The 16,083-nt window shown below is 26.8% G+C and carries 17 protein-coding genes; 5 read left to right on the forward strand and 12 right to left on the reverse strand.

The window, feature by feature from the left end; all coding sequences use genetic code 11:
- Position 1: 1 nt before the first annotated feature.
- From R4I97_RS08260 to coaD, 4 genes are all read right to left on the reverse strand, one after another.
- Positions 2-1,045, reverse strand: coding sequence for a guanido phosphotransferase (locus tag R4I97_RS08260; RefSeq protein ID WP_420535692.1), 1,044 nt, complete (start codon positions 1,043-1,045; stop codon positions 2-4).
- Entirely contained in the window at positions 1,020-1,577 is a 558-nt protein-coding gene (locus R4I97_RS08265) for an excinuclease ABC subunit B (RefSeq protein ID WP_335784589.1), read from the reverse strand. The genes R4I97_RS08260 and R4I97_RS08265 overlap by 26 nt, the downstream gene beginning before the upstream one ends.
- Positions 1,578-1,687: 110 nt before the next feature.
- Entirely contained in the window at positions 1,688-2,998 is a 1,311-nt protein-coding gene (miaB, locus tag R4I97_RS08270) for a tRNA (N6-isopentenyl adenosine(37)-C2)-methylthiotransferase MiaB (RefSeq protein ID WP_335784590.1), read from the reverse strand.
- 43 nt (positions 2,999-3,041) lie between these two features.
- Positions 3,042-3,530 carry a pantetheine-phosphate adenylyltransferase gene (gene coaD / locus R4I97_RS08275; protein WP_335784591.1) on the reverse strand — a complete coding sequence of 163 codons (489 nt, stop codon included), beginning with the start codon at positions 3,528-3,530 and terminating at the stop codon, positions 3,042-3,044.
- 209 nt (positions 3,531-3,739) lie between these two features.
- On the opposite strand from coaD, the gene aroF reads away from it, so the two are divergent.
- The 5 genes from aroF (at position 3,740) to priA (ending at position 8,236) form a co-directional block, all read left to right on the forward strand.
- Positions 3,740-4,783, forward strand: coding sequence for a 3-deoxy-7-phosphoheptulonate synthase (gene aroF, locus R4I97_RS08280; protein ID WP_147732399.1), 1,044 nt, complete (start codon positions 3,740-3,742; stop codon positions 4,781-4,783).
- Positions 4,784-4,967: 184 nt separating this feature from the next.
- A complete protein-coding gene (rplM, locus tag R4I97_RS08285) occupies positions 4,968-5,423 on the forward strand; it encodes a 50S ribosomal protein L13 (protein ID WP_013243775.1) in 456 nt (151 codons plus the stop codon).
- Between the two features lie 14 nt (positions 5,424-5,437).
- A complete protein-coding gene (gene rpsI / locus R4I97_RS08290; RefSeq protein ID WP_013243774.1) occupies positions 5,438-5,836 on the forward strand; it encodes a 30S ribosomal protein S9 in 399 nt (132 codons plus the stop codon).
- Between the two features lie 43 nt (positions 5,837-5,879).
- On the forward strand, positions 5,880-6,245 hold the full coding sequence (locus R4I97_RS08295; protein WP_335784592.1) for a TraR/DksA family transcriptional regulator: 366 nt from the start codon (positions 5,880-5,882) through the stop codon (positions 6,243-6,245).
- Positions 6,245-8,236, forward strand: a complete 1,992-nt coding sequence (gene priA, locus R4I97_RS08300) for a replication restart helicase PriA (protein ID WP_335784593.1) — start codon at positions 6,245-6,247, stop codon at positions 8,234-8,236. The genes R4I97_RS08295 and priA overlap by 1 nt, the downstream gene beginning before the upstream one ends.
- Here priA and R4I97_RS08305 read toward each other — a convergent pair.
- The 8 genes from R4I97_RS08305 to R4I97_RS08340 all read right to left on the reverse strand — a co-directional run bounded on the left by R4I97_RS08305 (position 8,233) and on the right by R4I97_RS08340 (position 15,909).
- Positions 8,233-8,841 carry a response regulator gene (locus tag R4I97_RS08305; protein WP_335784594.1) on the reverse strand — a complete coding sequence of 203 codons (609 nt, stop codon included), beginning with the start codon at positions 8,839-8,841 and terminating at the stop codon, positions 8,233-8,235. The genes priA and R4I97_RS08305 overlap by 4 nt on opposite strands.
- 583 nt (positions 8,842-9,424) lie before the next feature.
- Positions 9,425-9,835, reverse strand: coding sequence for a hypothetical protein (locus R4I97_RS08310; RefSeq protein ID WP_335784595.1), 411 nt, complete (start codon positions 9,833-9,835; stop codon positions 9,425-9,427).
- 554 nt (positions 9,836-10,389) lie between these two features.
- Positions 10,390-11,427, reverse strand: a complete 1,038-nt coding sequence (locus tag R4I97_RS08315; RefSeq protein WP_335784596.1) for a hypothetical protein — start codon at positions 11,425-11,427, stop codon at positions 10,390-10,392.
- Positions 11,415-12,167, reverse strand: coding sequence for a pyridoxine kinase (locus tag R4I97_RS08320; protein WP_335784597.1), 753 nt, complete (start codon positions 12,165-12,167; stop codon positions 11,415-11,417). The genes R4I97_RS08315 and R4I97_RS08320 overlap by 13 nt, the downstream gene beginning before the upstream one ends.
- A 190-nt stretch (positions 12,168-12,357) precedes the next feature.
- Positions 12,358-12,954, reverse strand: coding sequence for a 4'-phosphopantetheinyl transferase family protein (locus R4I97_RS08325; protein ID WP_335784598.1), 597 nt, complete (start codon positions 12,952-12,954; stop codon positions 12,358-12,360).
- Positions 12,955-12,956: 2 nt separating this feature from the next.
- On the reverse strand, positions 12,957-14,027 hold the full coding sequence (locus R4I97_RS08330; protein WP_335784599.1) for a toxic anion resistance protein: 1,071 nt from the start codon (positions 14,025-14,027) through the stop codon (positions 12,957-12,959).
- A gap of 21 nt (positions 14,028-14,048) precedes the next feature.
- A complete protein-coding gene (locus tag R4I97_RS08335; protein WP_335784600.1) occupies positions 14,049-14,579 on the reverse strand; it encodes a 5-bromo-4-chloroindolyl phosphate hydrolysis family protein in 531 nt (176 codons plus the stop codon).
- A 241-nt stretch (positions 14,580-14,820) separates the two neighbouring features.
- Positions 14,821-15,909 (reverse strand): NAD(P)-dependent alcohol dehydrogenase, encoded by a 1,089-nt coding sequence (locus R4I97_RS08340; protein ID WP_335784601.1) that lies wholly within the window; start codon positions 15,907-15,909, stop codon positions 14,821-14,823.
- Positions 15,910-16,083 lie beyond the last annotated feature (174 nt).

Here is a 16,083-nt window from a genome sequence, read left to right on the forward strand (position 1 = left end):
TTTATTGTGGGTTCATTATATTTCTTAATACAGCCGCTCTCATCTCAGAAGCTTTTTTATACTTTTTTTTATTATTAAACATTGATTTTAAATGATTATTTTTGGAAATAAATATCATATAAGATAAAGTATCTAAATCTATATCATCAATAATATTGCAATCTAAGCCAACTCTAAGCCACAAATTATGCTTTATAAACTCCATATAATTCATAACTCTTGCACTTGACAATATTGCTCTGCTTCTGTAAACTTTATCTTCTATATTTAATCTATCTATATTTTTTATTTTTGCTCTCATCTTTTTTTCTTTGTCTAGAATATAATTTACAATCTCAAGCATATTATTTAAAACATCTCTTTCTGAAACACCCATCATAGTTCTGTTTGTTATATTAAGTACAGGCATAGTTCTTCCTGCTCTAATGGATATATCAAGCCCTTTTTTTGATGCTTTGTTAATGAAGTATTCTATATTATCCGGGGTTTTCCATATTAAAGCAGGTATTGCCATAGACACAGTTAAATTCATTGCAATACCTATTTTTTCTGGCGAGCTGGTTAAATATCCGAATTTTTTATTAAAAGCGAAATCTATTTTTTTATCTAAGATGCTTTCTATTTTATAAGCTCTATTAAAACATTCTTCTATTTCTAAGCCTCTTGCTATAGTTTGTATCTCACAATGTTCATTAGAATTTATTAAGATAGATGTTTCTTCATCTTCATCCATATATAGTGAAGCATTTAGGAGATTTCTTTTATTTGGTATTGTAAGGTTTTCTTTTAAAAGCTTAATATCTAATGACGGCAGCTCTATTAACTTTATTTTTTCAAGATGAATATCTAATTTTCTAAGTTCTTCTATTTCTTTAGTTAGAATGCTGTCAATTTTTTCTATATCATCTTTATCTATATGATTATAGAATCTAATATTGTCTATATTTCTATATATAGATACTTTGGAATATAATATAATATTATCTTCCAAGCCCTTTTTATATATCCATTTAGCGATATTATCTGTGGACATCTTTATTTTCACTTAAAGTTTCTTTTATATTCAAGGTTTGTTTAAGGTTTTCTATTTTATTTTTAATAATAGAAGCTTCTTCATAGTTTTCTATTTTTATGAGCATATCCATAGTAGCTTCATATTGTTTAATTTTTTCTTCTATATCTCTATTAGTGAGATTTTTGTTTGCAACTCTTCCTAGGTGATTATTGTAAATATGTATTTTTCTTAAATATTTAGCTATATTTTCTGAAAAGTTCTCATAACATTTAGGACAAGACATTATTCCTGTTTTTTTAAAATCTCTTAAAGAATAACCGCAAGATGGACATATTTTATCTTTTATTTTGCGTTTTTTTGTATTTTTCTTTTTTAAATTTGCAACTGGTTTAGATTCTGGAAATATTGTATGCAAGTTATTAAATTCAAGCTCTATACATTTTTCCATTATATTCATTTTTTTTTCGCATTCTTCACAGATATGCATTTCATATTTTTTATTACCTATAGATTCTTTTATATGTAAAACGGCAAGATTTTTGCCACAAATATTACAACTCAAGATACTACCCCTAAAATTGTTATGATAAAATTTTACCATTTAACAAAAAAAATTGCAAATATATAAACATAAAATGAATTTTTTTTTTTCAAATTATTTGAATATTTTTTTTATTTTATTAAATTTCCAATTAAAGTATGATTTTTTATCTCTGTAATTTCACAGTAATAAACATCGCCTATATTAAGCTCATCTTCTTTTTTTATTAATATTATTCTATTTTCTTTGCTTCTGCATAAATAGTGCATATTATCTTTAGCGATATCATCTATCATTATATAAGCTTTTTTCCCAACTTGTTTTGATAACAATTTTTGTGCTAATTCTCTTTGAAAATTAACTATTTGAGTAAGTCTTCTTGCTCCCGCCGCTTTATCATATTGCACTTTCTTTTTGTATGCAATAGAGCCTTCTCTCTCAGAATATTTATATAAATAAGCCTCTTCAAAGCCAATGCTTTCAAGTAAATCTAATGTTTCTTGATATTCTTCCTCAGTTTCATCAGCATATCCGACTATAATATCTGTAGAAATAGGGAAGTCATCGGCATGTTCTCTTAAATATGACACTTTTTTAATATATTCTTCTTTCGTGTATTTTCTATTCATTAAAGTTAATATTCTATCCGAACCGCTTTGAAAAGGCAGATGTATATGCTTACATAAACTGTTTAAACTCCATATAGCATCAGCAAGTTCTTTATCAAAATCTTTAGGGTGGGAAGTTAAAAATCTTATCCACACCTTATCTTTTGCTTTTTCTTCTACAACTCTATCTATTTTGTATAATAATCCTGTAAAGTTTATTTCATTATCAATATCAAGACCATAAGAATTAACATTCTGCCCAAGAAGCGTAATCTCTTTAGCACCTTCATCAATAAGCCTTTTTACTTCATCTAATATCTCATTAGATTTTCTGCTAATCATCTTTCCTCTTGTGTGAGGTACTATGCAGTATGTACACCAGTTGTTGCATCCATGCGTAATTGGTATGAATGCTTTATGCGGCTTGTCTTCATCAACATAAGACTTATTAAATATGTAATTATCATTAAACTTTCTTACAAAAACCTCTTCATCTTTCAAATAGTCTATAATATTAACCTCATTATATACATCAAATATCTTATCAACTCCTAAACTTTCAAGATGTTCTTTAGAAGTTTGAGCCATACATCCCATAATGATGATTTTTGTGTCTTTTTTATTTTTCTTTCTATTGGCATTAAATAGCTTTACTCTTGAAAAAACCCTCTCTTCAGCATGTGCTCTTACACTGCATGTATTTATTATAATATTATCAGCATTTTCAAAATTTTCTGTTTGTATAAAACCTTCTTGCATAAGCGAGTTTATTAAACTATTTGAATCTGCCTTATTCATTTGGCAGCCGTAATTTTCTAAGTAAAAATTTTTCATATTCTATTCTTTATTCGTTTTTTTGATATATTTTTTAATTATTTTATTTTTTTATGAATTTGGATTTAATATCATCTATTAAAACTTCTGGAACTAAGCCATCTATAGGACCATTAAATTTTAGTATCTCTTTAATGAGCGATGAACTTATATATGCATAATGCTCAGATGTATGTAAAAATATAGTATCCATTTCTGGGTATAATAATTTATTCATTCTTGACATTTTTAGTTCATAATATAAATCTTCGCTGTCTCTGATTCCCCTTGCTAATACTTTTATATCATTTTGCTTCATATATTCTGTAACAAGCCCAGATATAGATACAATTTTTATTGTATCATTTTTACCAACCACCTTTTCAATCATAGCTTTTCTCTCTTCTATAGTGAAAGTTGGAGATTTTTCTAAGTTTACAGCCACAGATATATATACTTCTTCAAATATATCAGCAAGTCTATAGAGAACATCGAGGTGTCCCAAAGTAAAAGGGTCAAAAGTACCCGGAAATATTACTTTTCCATTTTTCATAATAATAAATTATATACAAAAAACATATAATATCAATATAAAAGAGTTATTTTTAAGTTATTCATAAATAGCAAGTTATGTAATTTTTAAATCTAATTATATTAAATTTGTTTCAGTACCATTAATAAATATTTTTTTTACACAAAATATAATTTTTTAATGTATACTAATTCATAATAATTATTTTTTGTATTTAAGGAGATTTTATTATGATAGTAGTAATGAAGCCAAATGCCAAAGAAGAACATATAGAAAGTATTATAGAAAGATTAAAAAATGCAGGTTTAGGAATACATAAAAGTGTGGGTGTGGATTATACAGTAATAGGAATGGTAGGCGATACGTCTAAGATAGACAGAGATTTGATAGCTTCCTTACCTGGGGTGTCAAAAGTTTTAAAAGTACAAGAGCCATTTAAAAGAGCAAATAGGGTATTTAAAAAAGAAGATACTATAGTAGAAGTGTCTGGAGTAAAAATAGGTGGAGAGAAGCCCGTAATAATAGCAGGACCTTGTTCTGTAGAAAGCGAGGAGCAATTAATAAGCATAGCAAAAAGTGTAAAAGCTTCAGGAGCTTCAATGCTTAGAGGAGGAGCTTTTAAGCCAAGAACCTCTCCTTATGCTTTTCAGGGTTTAGCACTTGACGGACTTAAAATATTAAAACTTGCAAGAGAGGAGGTTGGTATACCTATTGTAAGTGAGATAGTATCTATTAGACATTTAGAAGATTTTGAAAACACTGTTGATATGATTCAAATAGGGGCAAGGAATATGCAGAATTTTGAGCTTTTAAAAGAAGTTGGAAAATTAAAAAAGCCAATACTTTTAAAAAGAGGCTTAGCTAATACTATAGAAGAATGGCTTATGAGTGCTGAGTATATACTTAATCAGGGCAATGATAATGTGGTATTATGCGAGAGAGGGGTGAGAACATTTGAAACATACACAAGAAATACTTTCGATGTATCAGCAATACCAGCAATAAAGCGTTTGAGCCATTTACCTGTAATAGGCGACCCTTCGCATGCAAGCGGTAAATCTTGGATGGCACTTCCTTTAACACTTGCTGCAATTTCTGCCGGTGCTGATGGTATGATTATAGAAGTGCATAATGACCCTGAACATGCTTTGTGTGATGGGGCGCAGTCTATAAAACCTGATGTGTTTGATGATATTATGCAGTCTGTTAATATGATATCTGATACTGTTGCAAAAATAAAAGAAAAACATAATGGTAAAATTTATACTAAATAATTAACATAAAAATATGATAAAATACTTAATATGTTGTTTTTTAATAAAAAGTATAGAATTTATGTAATTTGTGTGAAGTAAACTGTAAAAAAATTTGACTTCATTAGTTATTTGTGTTATAATTAATCACTCGTTACATTTTAGAATAAAACCACAATATTTAAAAACGTTTAGAAGGTGTATTATGGATAAGAAAACATTAAAAACAAAAGATAGTACTTATGTTTTATCCCAAAAAGATATAAAACAAAACTGGCTTATTATAGATGCTAAAGGTAAATCTTTAGGAAGAGTTGCAAGCAGAGCAGCTTATTTATTAAAAGGAAAACATAAAGTTGATTATGCTTACAACTTAGATAATGGTGATTATGTTATTATTATCAATGCTAAAGATATAGTATTAACAGGAAACAAAAAGAAAGGCAAAATACATTATAGACATACAGGTTATCCTGGCGGTATAAAATCTGTAAGCTATGGTGAGCTATTAGAAAGAAATCCTGAAAGAATGGTTAAAATAGCTGTTAAGGGTATGCTTTCACATAATCCATTAGGCAGACAGCATCTTAAAAAATTAAAAGTATATGCTGGCAGCGAACATCAGCATGAAGCTAATAAACCTACAGTTGTAAATATATAATTAGGAGTTAAAAAATGGCATCTAAACAATTAACTATATTCACAGGCAAAAGAAAAACTGCTAATGCTAGAGTTCGTATAGCTTTAGGCAGTGGTAAAATTTTAATAAATGGTAAAAACTATGCTGAATATTTCTGCAATAGAGCAGCTTTACTTAAAGTTGTAGAAGACGCTCTAAAAGTAACAGGAAATTTAGGTAAATATGATGTATATGCTAATGTACGCGGCGGCGGAGTTTCTGCTCAAGCTGATGCTGTTAGACATGGTATAGCTAAAGCTTTAATAGGTGAAAGCCAAGACTTTAGAACTACTCTAAAGCGTAACGGTTTCCTTACAAGAGACTCTCGTGTGGTTGAACGTAAAAAATATGGTAGATCTGGTGCTAGAAAGCTATTCCAATTCTCAAAACGTTAATTATATATTATTCTCTTAAAATATTATATAAGGTGTTTAAGAAATGAATGCTAAAAAATTAAAGAAATTTAAAGATTTAATACTGGAAGAAAAAAGAAAAACTTTAGATGAATTATTAAGCGGTAATGAATCTTACGAAACACTTAAAGAAGATGCTCATGGAGATTTGGCTGATATAGCTTTCCAAGCTTATGAAAAACAAAGTTTAGTATCTTTTTCGCAAAAAGAAAGAGATAAATTAGATATGCTTAACAATGCTCTTAAAAGAATTGAAGATGGTACTTACGGTAAATGTATAGATTGCAAAGAAGAAATTAATGAAGAGAGATTAACTGCTATACCATATACTTTAAGATGCATTAATTGTATGTCTAAATACGAAGATAAAAAGCGCCGTGAAAAAATGTAATGTATGTTAAAGTTGTTTTTAATCTTCCTATAGATAAGATACTTACATATAAAAAACCTGATGATATAAATGATAGTTTGATAGGTTGTAGAGTTATAGCTCCTATAAGAAATAGAGGTGTTAAGGGTATTGTAATAGAAGAAACAGATAACCTTGACGGAGATTATAAAGTACTGCCTATCACAACTAGAATAGACCTTGAACCTATATGCTCTGAAAACGAATTTAATTTAGCTAAATGGATGAGCAGATATTATCATTCTTCTTATGGTGAGGCATTATTTGCTGCTTTGCCTGCTGGAAATCCTTCAAAAAAGAAAAATACTCCTAAACCTATAAAAGTTAAACAACAGCAATATTTAAAACTTAATGATGAACAAGAAAATGTTTTAAATACAATATTAAAAACTATAGAAGAAAAAAAAGCTAAAAGTTTTTTGCTTCATGGTGTTACTGGAAGCGGTAAGACAGAAGTTTATTTACAGGCTATTAAAAGGGTAGTGGATTTAGGCAAACAGGCTATAGTAATACTTCCAGAAATATCTCTCACTCCTCAAACTATAAAAAGATTTGCTGAAAGGTTTGAAGGAAAAATTGCTGTGCTTCATAGTAAATTATCTCCTACTTCTAAATATAGATATTGGCAGATGATAAGAAATAATGATATAAAAATTGTTATAGGAGCAAGAAGTGCTATATTTTCTCCTACTCCTAATCTTGGTATTATAGTGATAGATGAAGAGCATGAAACTAGTTATAAGTCTAATGAAACTCCGAGGTATCATGCTAGGCAAATTGCTTTCTATAGAAAAGAAAGAGAAAATGCTACTCTTATTTTAGGAAGTGCTACTCCTTCTATTGAAAGCTATTATCATGCTTTAAATGGTACTATAGAACTTCTCACTCTCACTAAAAGGGCATCATCAATTAATATGCCTGAAGTTAAGATTTTGGATTTAAAAAAAGAAAAGAGGGCTGATTCTTTTCCAATGCTTACCCAAACACTGGTTAAAGAAATTAATAAAAAATTGGAATTAAAAGAGCAAATAATATTGTTTCTAAACAGAAAAGGATATGCCCCAGTGGTGAGTTGTTCTCATTGCGGGGTGGTGTTGGAATGCCCAAATTGTTCTGTTTCGCTTACTTATCATAAAAAAAAGAATGTTGTTATGTGTCATTACTGTGGATATACACAGTTTGTAGAAGAGTTATGCGACAAATGCAATATTGGGCATTTTGAGAGAATTGGAACTGGTACAGAAAAAGTTGAGGAGAATCTTAATACTTTATTTCCAAATGCTGTTATAGAGAGAATGGACCAAGAAACTGTTGGAGGCACAAAAAAATATGAAGATATATTTAAAAGGTTTGCTGATAGAGAAATAGATATTTTAATTGGCACACAGATGATAGCTAAAGGGCTTGATTTTCCTAATGTTACTTTGGTTGGAGTTTTGCTTGCCGATATGTCGCTTCATATACCAGATTTTAGAAGTGCTGAGAGAACATTTAATCTAATAACTCAAGTTGCTGGAAGAAGCGGAAGAGGAGACAAAAAAGGAATTGTTTATATTCAGGCATTTAATACAAATCATTATTCAATACTTTATGCTAAAGAGCATGACTATATTTCTTTTTACAATAGAGAAATAGAAAATAGAAAACATACTGCAGGTTTACCTTATCCTCCTTTTTTGAGATTGGTGAGAATTGTTGTACGCGGAATAGATGAAAAAAAAGTAGAAAGTGATGCCAATATTATAGCAGATTTAGTTAGAACTCTCACTTATAAATACACAGAAAAAGTAGAAATATTAGGTGCTGCTCCTTGTACTATGAGCAAATTAAATAAATACTATAGATGGAATATTTTAATCAAAACAGCTTCTCATTCGCTTCTAAAAGAATTCTTTGAAAGTTTAAACAAATCCTTTATAGCACAAAAAGATAATTATATAGAAATAGATATAGATCCAGTTAATATGCTTTAAATATCTACATAAAATCTTAAAGCATTTCTTATTCTTGCATTTAATTCATTTTGACCAACAGGTTTTTGTACATAATCGCAAGCACCTTTTTCAAGCCCATTAACTACATCATCTTCATTATATTTTTTTGTGATTATAATAATGAGTGCCATTCTCAAACTTATTTCTTTTTTTATTTCATCTAATAAATAGAAATAATCCTTATCATCAGATAAATTAATATCCATTAGAATAATATCTGGAAGTATTTTTTTTAATTCATTTAATGGATTAGTTAAATTAGATACTATAGAAACTTCATAATCATTTTTAAGCCATTGTAAATAGTTTTTTCTTGTAATTTCTATAGGCTCTATAACTGCTATTTTATATTTAGAGACTTTTCTCTTTAATTTTACTCTCTTCTCTCTTTTATTGAATGCTAAAAACACTTTTAAATCGGCATATCTAATTTTATATCTTTTACCTGGCGTGAGATCAGCTTTAAGTCCATAATGTCTTACCCAATAATTTACAGTAGTTCTCGACACGCCTAATATTTTTGAAACGTCTATTGGAGAGAGTAAATCATCATCTTCATATATAACATTTTTTTCTAAATCCATTAAATTTCCTTTATTTTTAATAAATAATAAAAAAAATAGAATAATATATAGCTATATATTTGTCAATAAAGAAAATATATGGCTATATTTTAAATTTAAAAAAATTTTTTAATATTTCCAATAAGATTTTTTATTTTTTCTAAAATATTATTCTTATTTATAATATCTTCTATGTATTTATTAAAATTATCAGGCAGTTTACTACATAATTTTTTAGCATAACTTATAACTTTTTTCTCACCAACATGAAGTTCTTCATTTATAGAAAATAATATATCAAAATATGATGCTAATATAGCAGTTGTTCTGTGATTAATACTAACAATATCATTTATTTTTATAGCCTTTTATAATTGTTCGTAAAATGAAGCTATTTTTTTTGCGACATAATATTATAGTTTTTTATACAATATTATCTTTGAGTTTTTAGGGCAATCTTTGTTTAATTCCATTTGAAGACTTATAAAAGAATCATTGCTTTTATAGAGTATTTTAGAGTTTTTTACATTTTGCCAAAATAAAGACTTCACCTGAAAATTTTTTAAACTTTCAAGCAAAGCCTTTTAAGTAGAAATATGATTAATTATTTTTTATTACAAACTATATTCTGACCTTCAATACTAGGCATTGCTGCATTTTTTGTAAAATTAACTGTTACAGAAGTATCAGTAAATTTTAAAGTACCTGATACAGTATTATCACCAGAATCAAAAGTATAATCAGTACCTGAACCTGTTACATCCATATATCCTAAATATGTAGGTTCTGATGTTTGGTCATTACCGTTAATAATACCAACTTTACCATCTTTCACTGTTAGCCATAAATATACTTGGCTACTTTGATAATTAAAACTGTTTTCTGATACATAACTATTACCATTATACTGCTCTATGCCTTTTGGATCTGTTTGCTGCTCAGCATTGGAACAGCTTATACTAAATACACCTACTAAAAATAAACTAAAAATGATTGATAAGATTTTTTTGTTCATAATGAACTCTCCTTAAAATTAATTTTATTATAAATATTCTTAAAAAATGTTTACTCTCAAAAGCAAGGGTTTCAAGCTCGCGTAAAATAAAGTCTATATTCGTATTATTATCATAATACCATACTACCTTAAAAACAAGGGTTTCAAGCCCTTTTAAAATACTTTGATTAATAGTTGAAATTATTGAAATGCTATTAAAAAATATATGATTAAAAAAATTATGCAATGAAAATACAGGTTTTAAATTTTCTAAGAAATATAAATTATTTAAAAATTTAAACTTGTCTTGTCTTGTCTTGTCTTGTCTTGTCTTGTCTTGTCTTGTCTTGTCTTGTCTTGTCTTGTCTTGTTAATAAAGTAAAGTTTTTCATATAAAAATATTATACTTTACATAATTGTTTTGTCAATTTTTTTATATGATTTTAATTGAAATTATTTAAAAAAATTTATTAAATTAAGAATTAAAAACCGCACGATGAATTAATTTATACATAAAATAAAAATGTTGTTATTAATAAACTTATATTTTAAAACCAATTCAACGTGCGGAGAAATTATCTCGTAAACATCTTAACGTATCTTTCTCTATATTTATAACTTAATAGTTTTTTATTGTATAGTTCAGAAAGTTCTTTTATTTCTGTATTATCCATTTTATCTGTATCTATTGCATAAATATAACTATCTTCTTTAAAACCTTTTATCATAATATTTACATAACAATTAAATTTTTTCTCAAAAAATATTTTAAAGAAAAATATAGAAAATACTAAAATTAAAGAATTAACTATAACATACGCCAAAATAAAAATATAATAAGAATATATAAATCTCTTGCCGCTGCTTAATATAAAAAAACCTTCGCCCTGGTATATTGCTGTCTCAAATAATAAATGTTTCTTTTTAAAATTATTCCAATCTTCTATTTGGTATTTAAGTTCGTTGTCATAATATATTAAAGCTATATCGTAACTATTTGCAAATCCTTCGTAGTCTATATTATCAGATTCCAAAGAGAATGTGGTTTGTGCCTCATATATAATATTATCTCTTATATCTATATAAGAATTAGATATTTTTCCATCAAATGCCCAATTCAAAATACTGTATAATATTATAAATATCAAAGCTACAACTATAGATATGCACACTATAAAATTTGATGATAATGTGGAGAAAAAAGTATTATTATTTTCAATGCTAAATAAATAGAAAAAATATATTATATGACCAATGTAAAAAATAAATATTACATGATAAATCCTAGTTAAAAAAGAAGCAATTATACTTTCTCTTAAAAATATCCTATCAAGTGAGAAGAAATTAAAAGCATAAAATAATCCTAATATAGATAATATAAAAGGCATTAAATAAATAACCAGATAAAAAAATAATTCTATTCTCGAATATTTCTTAACATTATAAAAAAATACACATACAAAATAAAAAGAACATAAAAACTCTATGCAAATTAATATATTCATTATATATATGTTAATATTGAGTATCATATATGCACACATAGATATAATAGTTAAAGAAGATACTGCCGCTGCTATAAAGTTAATATTATGTTTAATTAGTTTTTCCACTCTATTTCCCCTGTTTTTACTATATCATATAATTTTTTAATCATAATATAATCTAATCCCAAAAATGAAGCATTATTTACCAAATTATATATAGCACTCACAAATATAGGCTGAGTATATATGATGTTGTTTTCGATATATGGATATGATGATATTATCCTAGATATATTAAACAAAATGGCGATGAGCCTTGATGAAGAAGACAATTCATCGTTTTTTATTGAATATGGTAATATACTTTTTGCGGCTATTGCTATAAATATTGGATTAATGTTTTCTAAAGTAGATATATTATCGATAGAATTATCTATCATTTCTTTTGCTTTATCTCTAAATTCTTTAACATCATATTTATATTCATTGTAAATAGGAAGATATGCTATATAACTAGTATGCATTATATCTTTTAATATTAAGAGTACAGATAAATAATTAACTAATTCATCACTTGTGAGATTAAATTTATCATCATTAATAAAAGAATATTCTTCTCCATTTTCATTTTTTAAACGAGTTAGTACAATTTGTTTTATTATATTACTTTTTAGAGTTTGATAGGTATATGAAACATAATCTATAAAAGATTCATTATTATTAGATTTTTTGATTAGTTTAATAATAGATTCTCTTTGAACTTCATAATTTTTATCATAACCTGGTATATGTGATAGAAACTCAAAATCTATATTATTTTCTACATATTCAATAAAACTGTTGTAAGCATCATGTCCTAAAAGCACAAAATCAATCCTGTAATATTTTAATATAATTTTGTTTATTATATTCGGTAAAATTTATATATATATAAGATAATTATTTTTTGTAATATTTTTATGTCGTAAATAATTTGTATAATTTTATTTTATATATTATTTTTTATAAAATTATGAAATACTTGTAGATAAATATATTTTTACACAATAAAAAATTTTATATAGAAATATCTATTTGAGGGAGTACAGGATAAGCAAATAGCATATTAAGATTAAAGTCATCAGTTGTTATTATAACATCTTTATCTTTCATATCAGAGCATAAACTTATTATATAAGAATCATCGAGAATAAATGTGACAAAAAATGAATTATCTGTATTATATATCACTCTTTCATCTAAATCTATTTCTATAGAATCTTTTATATCAAAAATCACTTTACCAAGTTTTTTAACATAAGCCTCTTTTAATGTCCACAAAGTAAAAAAATCTATTTCTAATTTCTTTGAAGCCTTTAAGAACTTGCATTCTTTAAAAGAAAAATATTCACTTGCAATATCCAAAAATTTTCTCTCTTTAATAAACTCGGCATCAACCCCTATAAGTCTATCAGACATTCCAACACAAATTAAATCATTGCTATGGGAACCATTAAAAAATATATTATCTTCATTTTCAAAATAAGGCTTACCATTATCATTTCTTTTTATTGTTAAGTTATTTTTGTTATAATGGTTATAAGCCATCTCTTTTGATAAGTTTTCTATATTGCCATTATACTCATTATTAAAAACATATTTTAAATAAATCATAATCACTCTTTTGTATTCAATATCTTGTTTTTAAGTTCGTTTTCAATGTTTAACAATTCCATTTCAGCATTTTTTCTTTTTTCTCTGCCTTCATTTTGTATTTTTATTACTTCGTCCAATGTAGAAATTAATTGTTCATTTGTATGTTTTAATGTTTCAATGTCTACTATAGCTCTTTCAGATTCTTTTGCTGTTTCTATAGTAGAAGTTTTTAGCATATCGGCATTTTTTCTAAGAAGCTCATTAGTGGTGTCTGTAACTGCTCTTTGTGCTTTGGCAGCTTCATTAGAATGATAAAGCCCTATAGCTAATACCATCTGATTCTTCCACAAAGGTATAGTATTAACAAGTGTAGATTGTATCTTTTCACTCATCACTACATTATTGTTTTGAACCATTCTTATTTGTGGTATAGTTTGTATTGATACTGTTTTGGTTAATTCTAAATCATGTATTCTTTTTTCAAATCTATTAGCTAAATCTTTATAATCTCTTGCAGCTTGAACATCTTCTGGTGTGTTTGTTTGTTTTGCTTTCTCTTCAAGTTCTAATATTTTTTTGTTTATTTCATTATTTAATTTATCTTTTCCAGCTTTAATATATAGTTCAAGTTCTTTTAAATAGTCTAAATTATAATCATACATTTGGTCTAATATACTAATATCTTTTAATAATGTTCTTTGATGATTTTCTAATATCTTGATTATGCCGTCAATATTAACTTCTACTTTAGAATATTTAGTTTTTAATTTGCTCAAATTATTAATACCTTTCTTAAAAAATCCAAATATACCTTTAGACTCTTTTTCTATGTCAAAACCTTTAAGTTCTACTATTAAATCGCTAATAGTGTTTCCTATATCTCCTAAATCTTTATTCATTACACTGCTTAAAGTGTTTTCAGAAAACTGCACCATTTTACTTTGTGCAGCAGAACCATAAGACATTATAGAAAGAGAATCTTCTAAGTTTATACTATTAGACAGCTCTTTTATTTTGTTATTATCATTCTCATTTATTTTAGAATCTATACTTTTTTGAATATCCAAACTTAAAGAATTATTTTCTTGCATAAATCAAAACCTCCAAAAAAATTATATTAATCCATCTTTTTCAAGCATATTTTTTAATACATCTATATCGCTATTTATATCAATTAATTTGTTTTCATTCATTTCAAGAAGCATTTTTTTTAAAGCCTCATTTAATTTTATTATAGCATCTTCTATTTCTAAAGAAGTTTTTTCTATATTAGCATTTTTTACAGGCAAATTACAAAAATCAATATAATATTTAAGCATTTTTATAGCAGTAGGAAGATGATATTCATTTATCTTTTGCAGTTTTTTCTCTCCTTCTTTGTTGGCCTTAGAATAAGCAACCATATTATCAAGTATAGAAATCATTTCTTCTAAAGCAGGATTAATATCAGCATCATTAATATCTTTTGAATACTCTTTTATTTTTGATATATTTCTTTTTGTTTCTAATATCACTAAACTTTCATCATTAGAATTATTATTAGAATATTCTTTATTATTATCTATATGATTATCATTTTCTACAGGAAAGTTTCTGTCTAAATTTAATTTTAATTTTTCAAAAATATATTTATCTTCTTCCATTTTACAAACCGTTAAAATATGTTAACTGTATTATAAACAATAAGATGATTATTGCAATATGTGTAAAATTATATAAAAATAAAATATTTCCTCAATTTTTGTTTTGAGATATATTTATTATAGTTATTAAAAATTTTATATTTAAAAACATTAATAGGCGTATTAAAGTTAAATACACCTATTAATATATTATAAAATAAAAAGAAATTAAAAAAATATTTATCTATATAATAATTAAAAATTACTGTAATGTTTTCATATCTATTACATATCTGAATTTAGCTTGACCGCTTGTAAGTTTTTGATAAGCTTCATCTATTTGGTTAGCAGCAATAATCTCAGTTTCTGGGTATATTTTGTGTTTAAGAGAAAAATCAAGCATTTCTTGAGTTTCTTTAATACCGCCTATCATAGAACCATAAACTTTTTTACCACCTGAGAATATTAATCTTGCCAAATCTATACTCTGTTTTAATTCAGCAGGAGGAAGCCCTACAATAGCCATCTCTCCGCCATATTTTAATAAGTCAACATAATTATTAACATCATATCCTGTAGGAATAGTTGATATTATTAAATCAAAACGGATAGGAATATCTTTTGTAGAAGTAAATAAATCTTTTGCTCCCATCTCTAAAGCTTCTTTTTTCTTTTTATCATTACGAGCAAATACATAAACATCTGCCCCCATATTAACAGCATATTTTACAGCCATAGAACCAAGTCCGCCGAAACCAGCAACACCTACTACATCACCTTTTTTAACACCAGAGAATTTAAGAGGTGAGTATGTTGTAATACCAGCACATAAAAGCGGAGCAACTTTTTCCATTGGTGCATCTTTTGGCACTGTGATAGCAAACTTTTCACTTACTACTATATTGTTTGAATATCCGCCGTAAGTAGGCTCATCATTGTGAAAATGGTCTTTACAGTCATAAGTAAGCACAGTTTGACCTCTTTCGCAAAATTGTTCATGACTTCTTTTGCAAGCCTCGCATTCTCCGCAAGAGTTTACCATACAGCCCACACCTGCATAATCACCAACTTTAAATTTTGTAACATTCTTTCCAACAGCTACAACCTTTCCAGCAATTTCGTGACCAGGTACCATTGGGTATATTCCCTCATGCCACTCACTTCTTGCAGAGTGTATATCACTATGACATATTCCTGCATACATTATCTCTATTAAAATGTCATTGTCCCCCATAGAGTGCCTTGAAAACTCAAAAGGCTTAAATGTGTCAGTTTTGCTATGAACAGCATATCCTTTAGCATTTATTCTCTTTCCAGAATTAGCTTCTTCCAAGTTTTTTTCTAATAACATGTATATATACTCCTCATTATTAAATATGTTTTATTATAGCATTTATTATAACATTGAAGTGCACTCTAATGTCAAGATTTTTTATATATACTGAAACAACTATATTTTTTATAGAGTTTTTTTTTCAACTTTTTCCCGCCTTCGCACCCATACCTAAAGGTACTCCTTTCAGTC

It is taken from the genome of Brachyspira pilosicoli (assembly GCF_036997485.1).
GTDB lineage: Bacteria > Spirochaetota > Brachyspiria > Brachyspirales > Brachyspiraceae > Brachyspira > Brachyspira pilosicoli_C.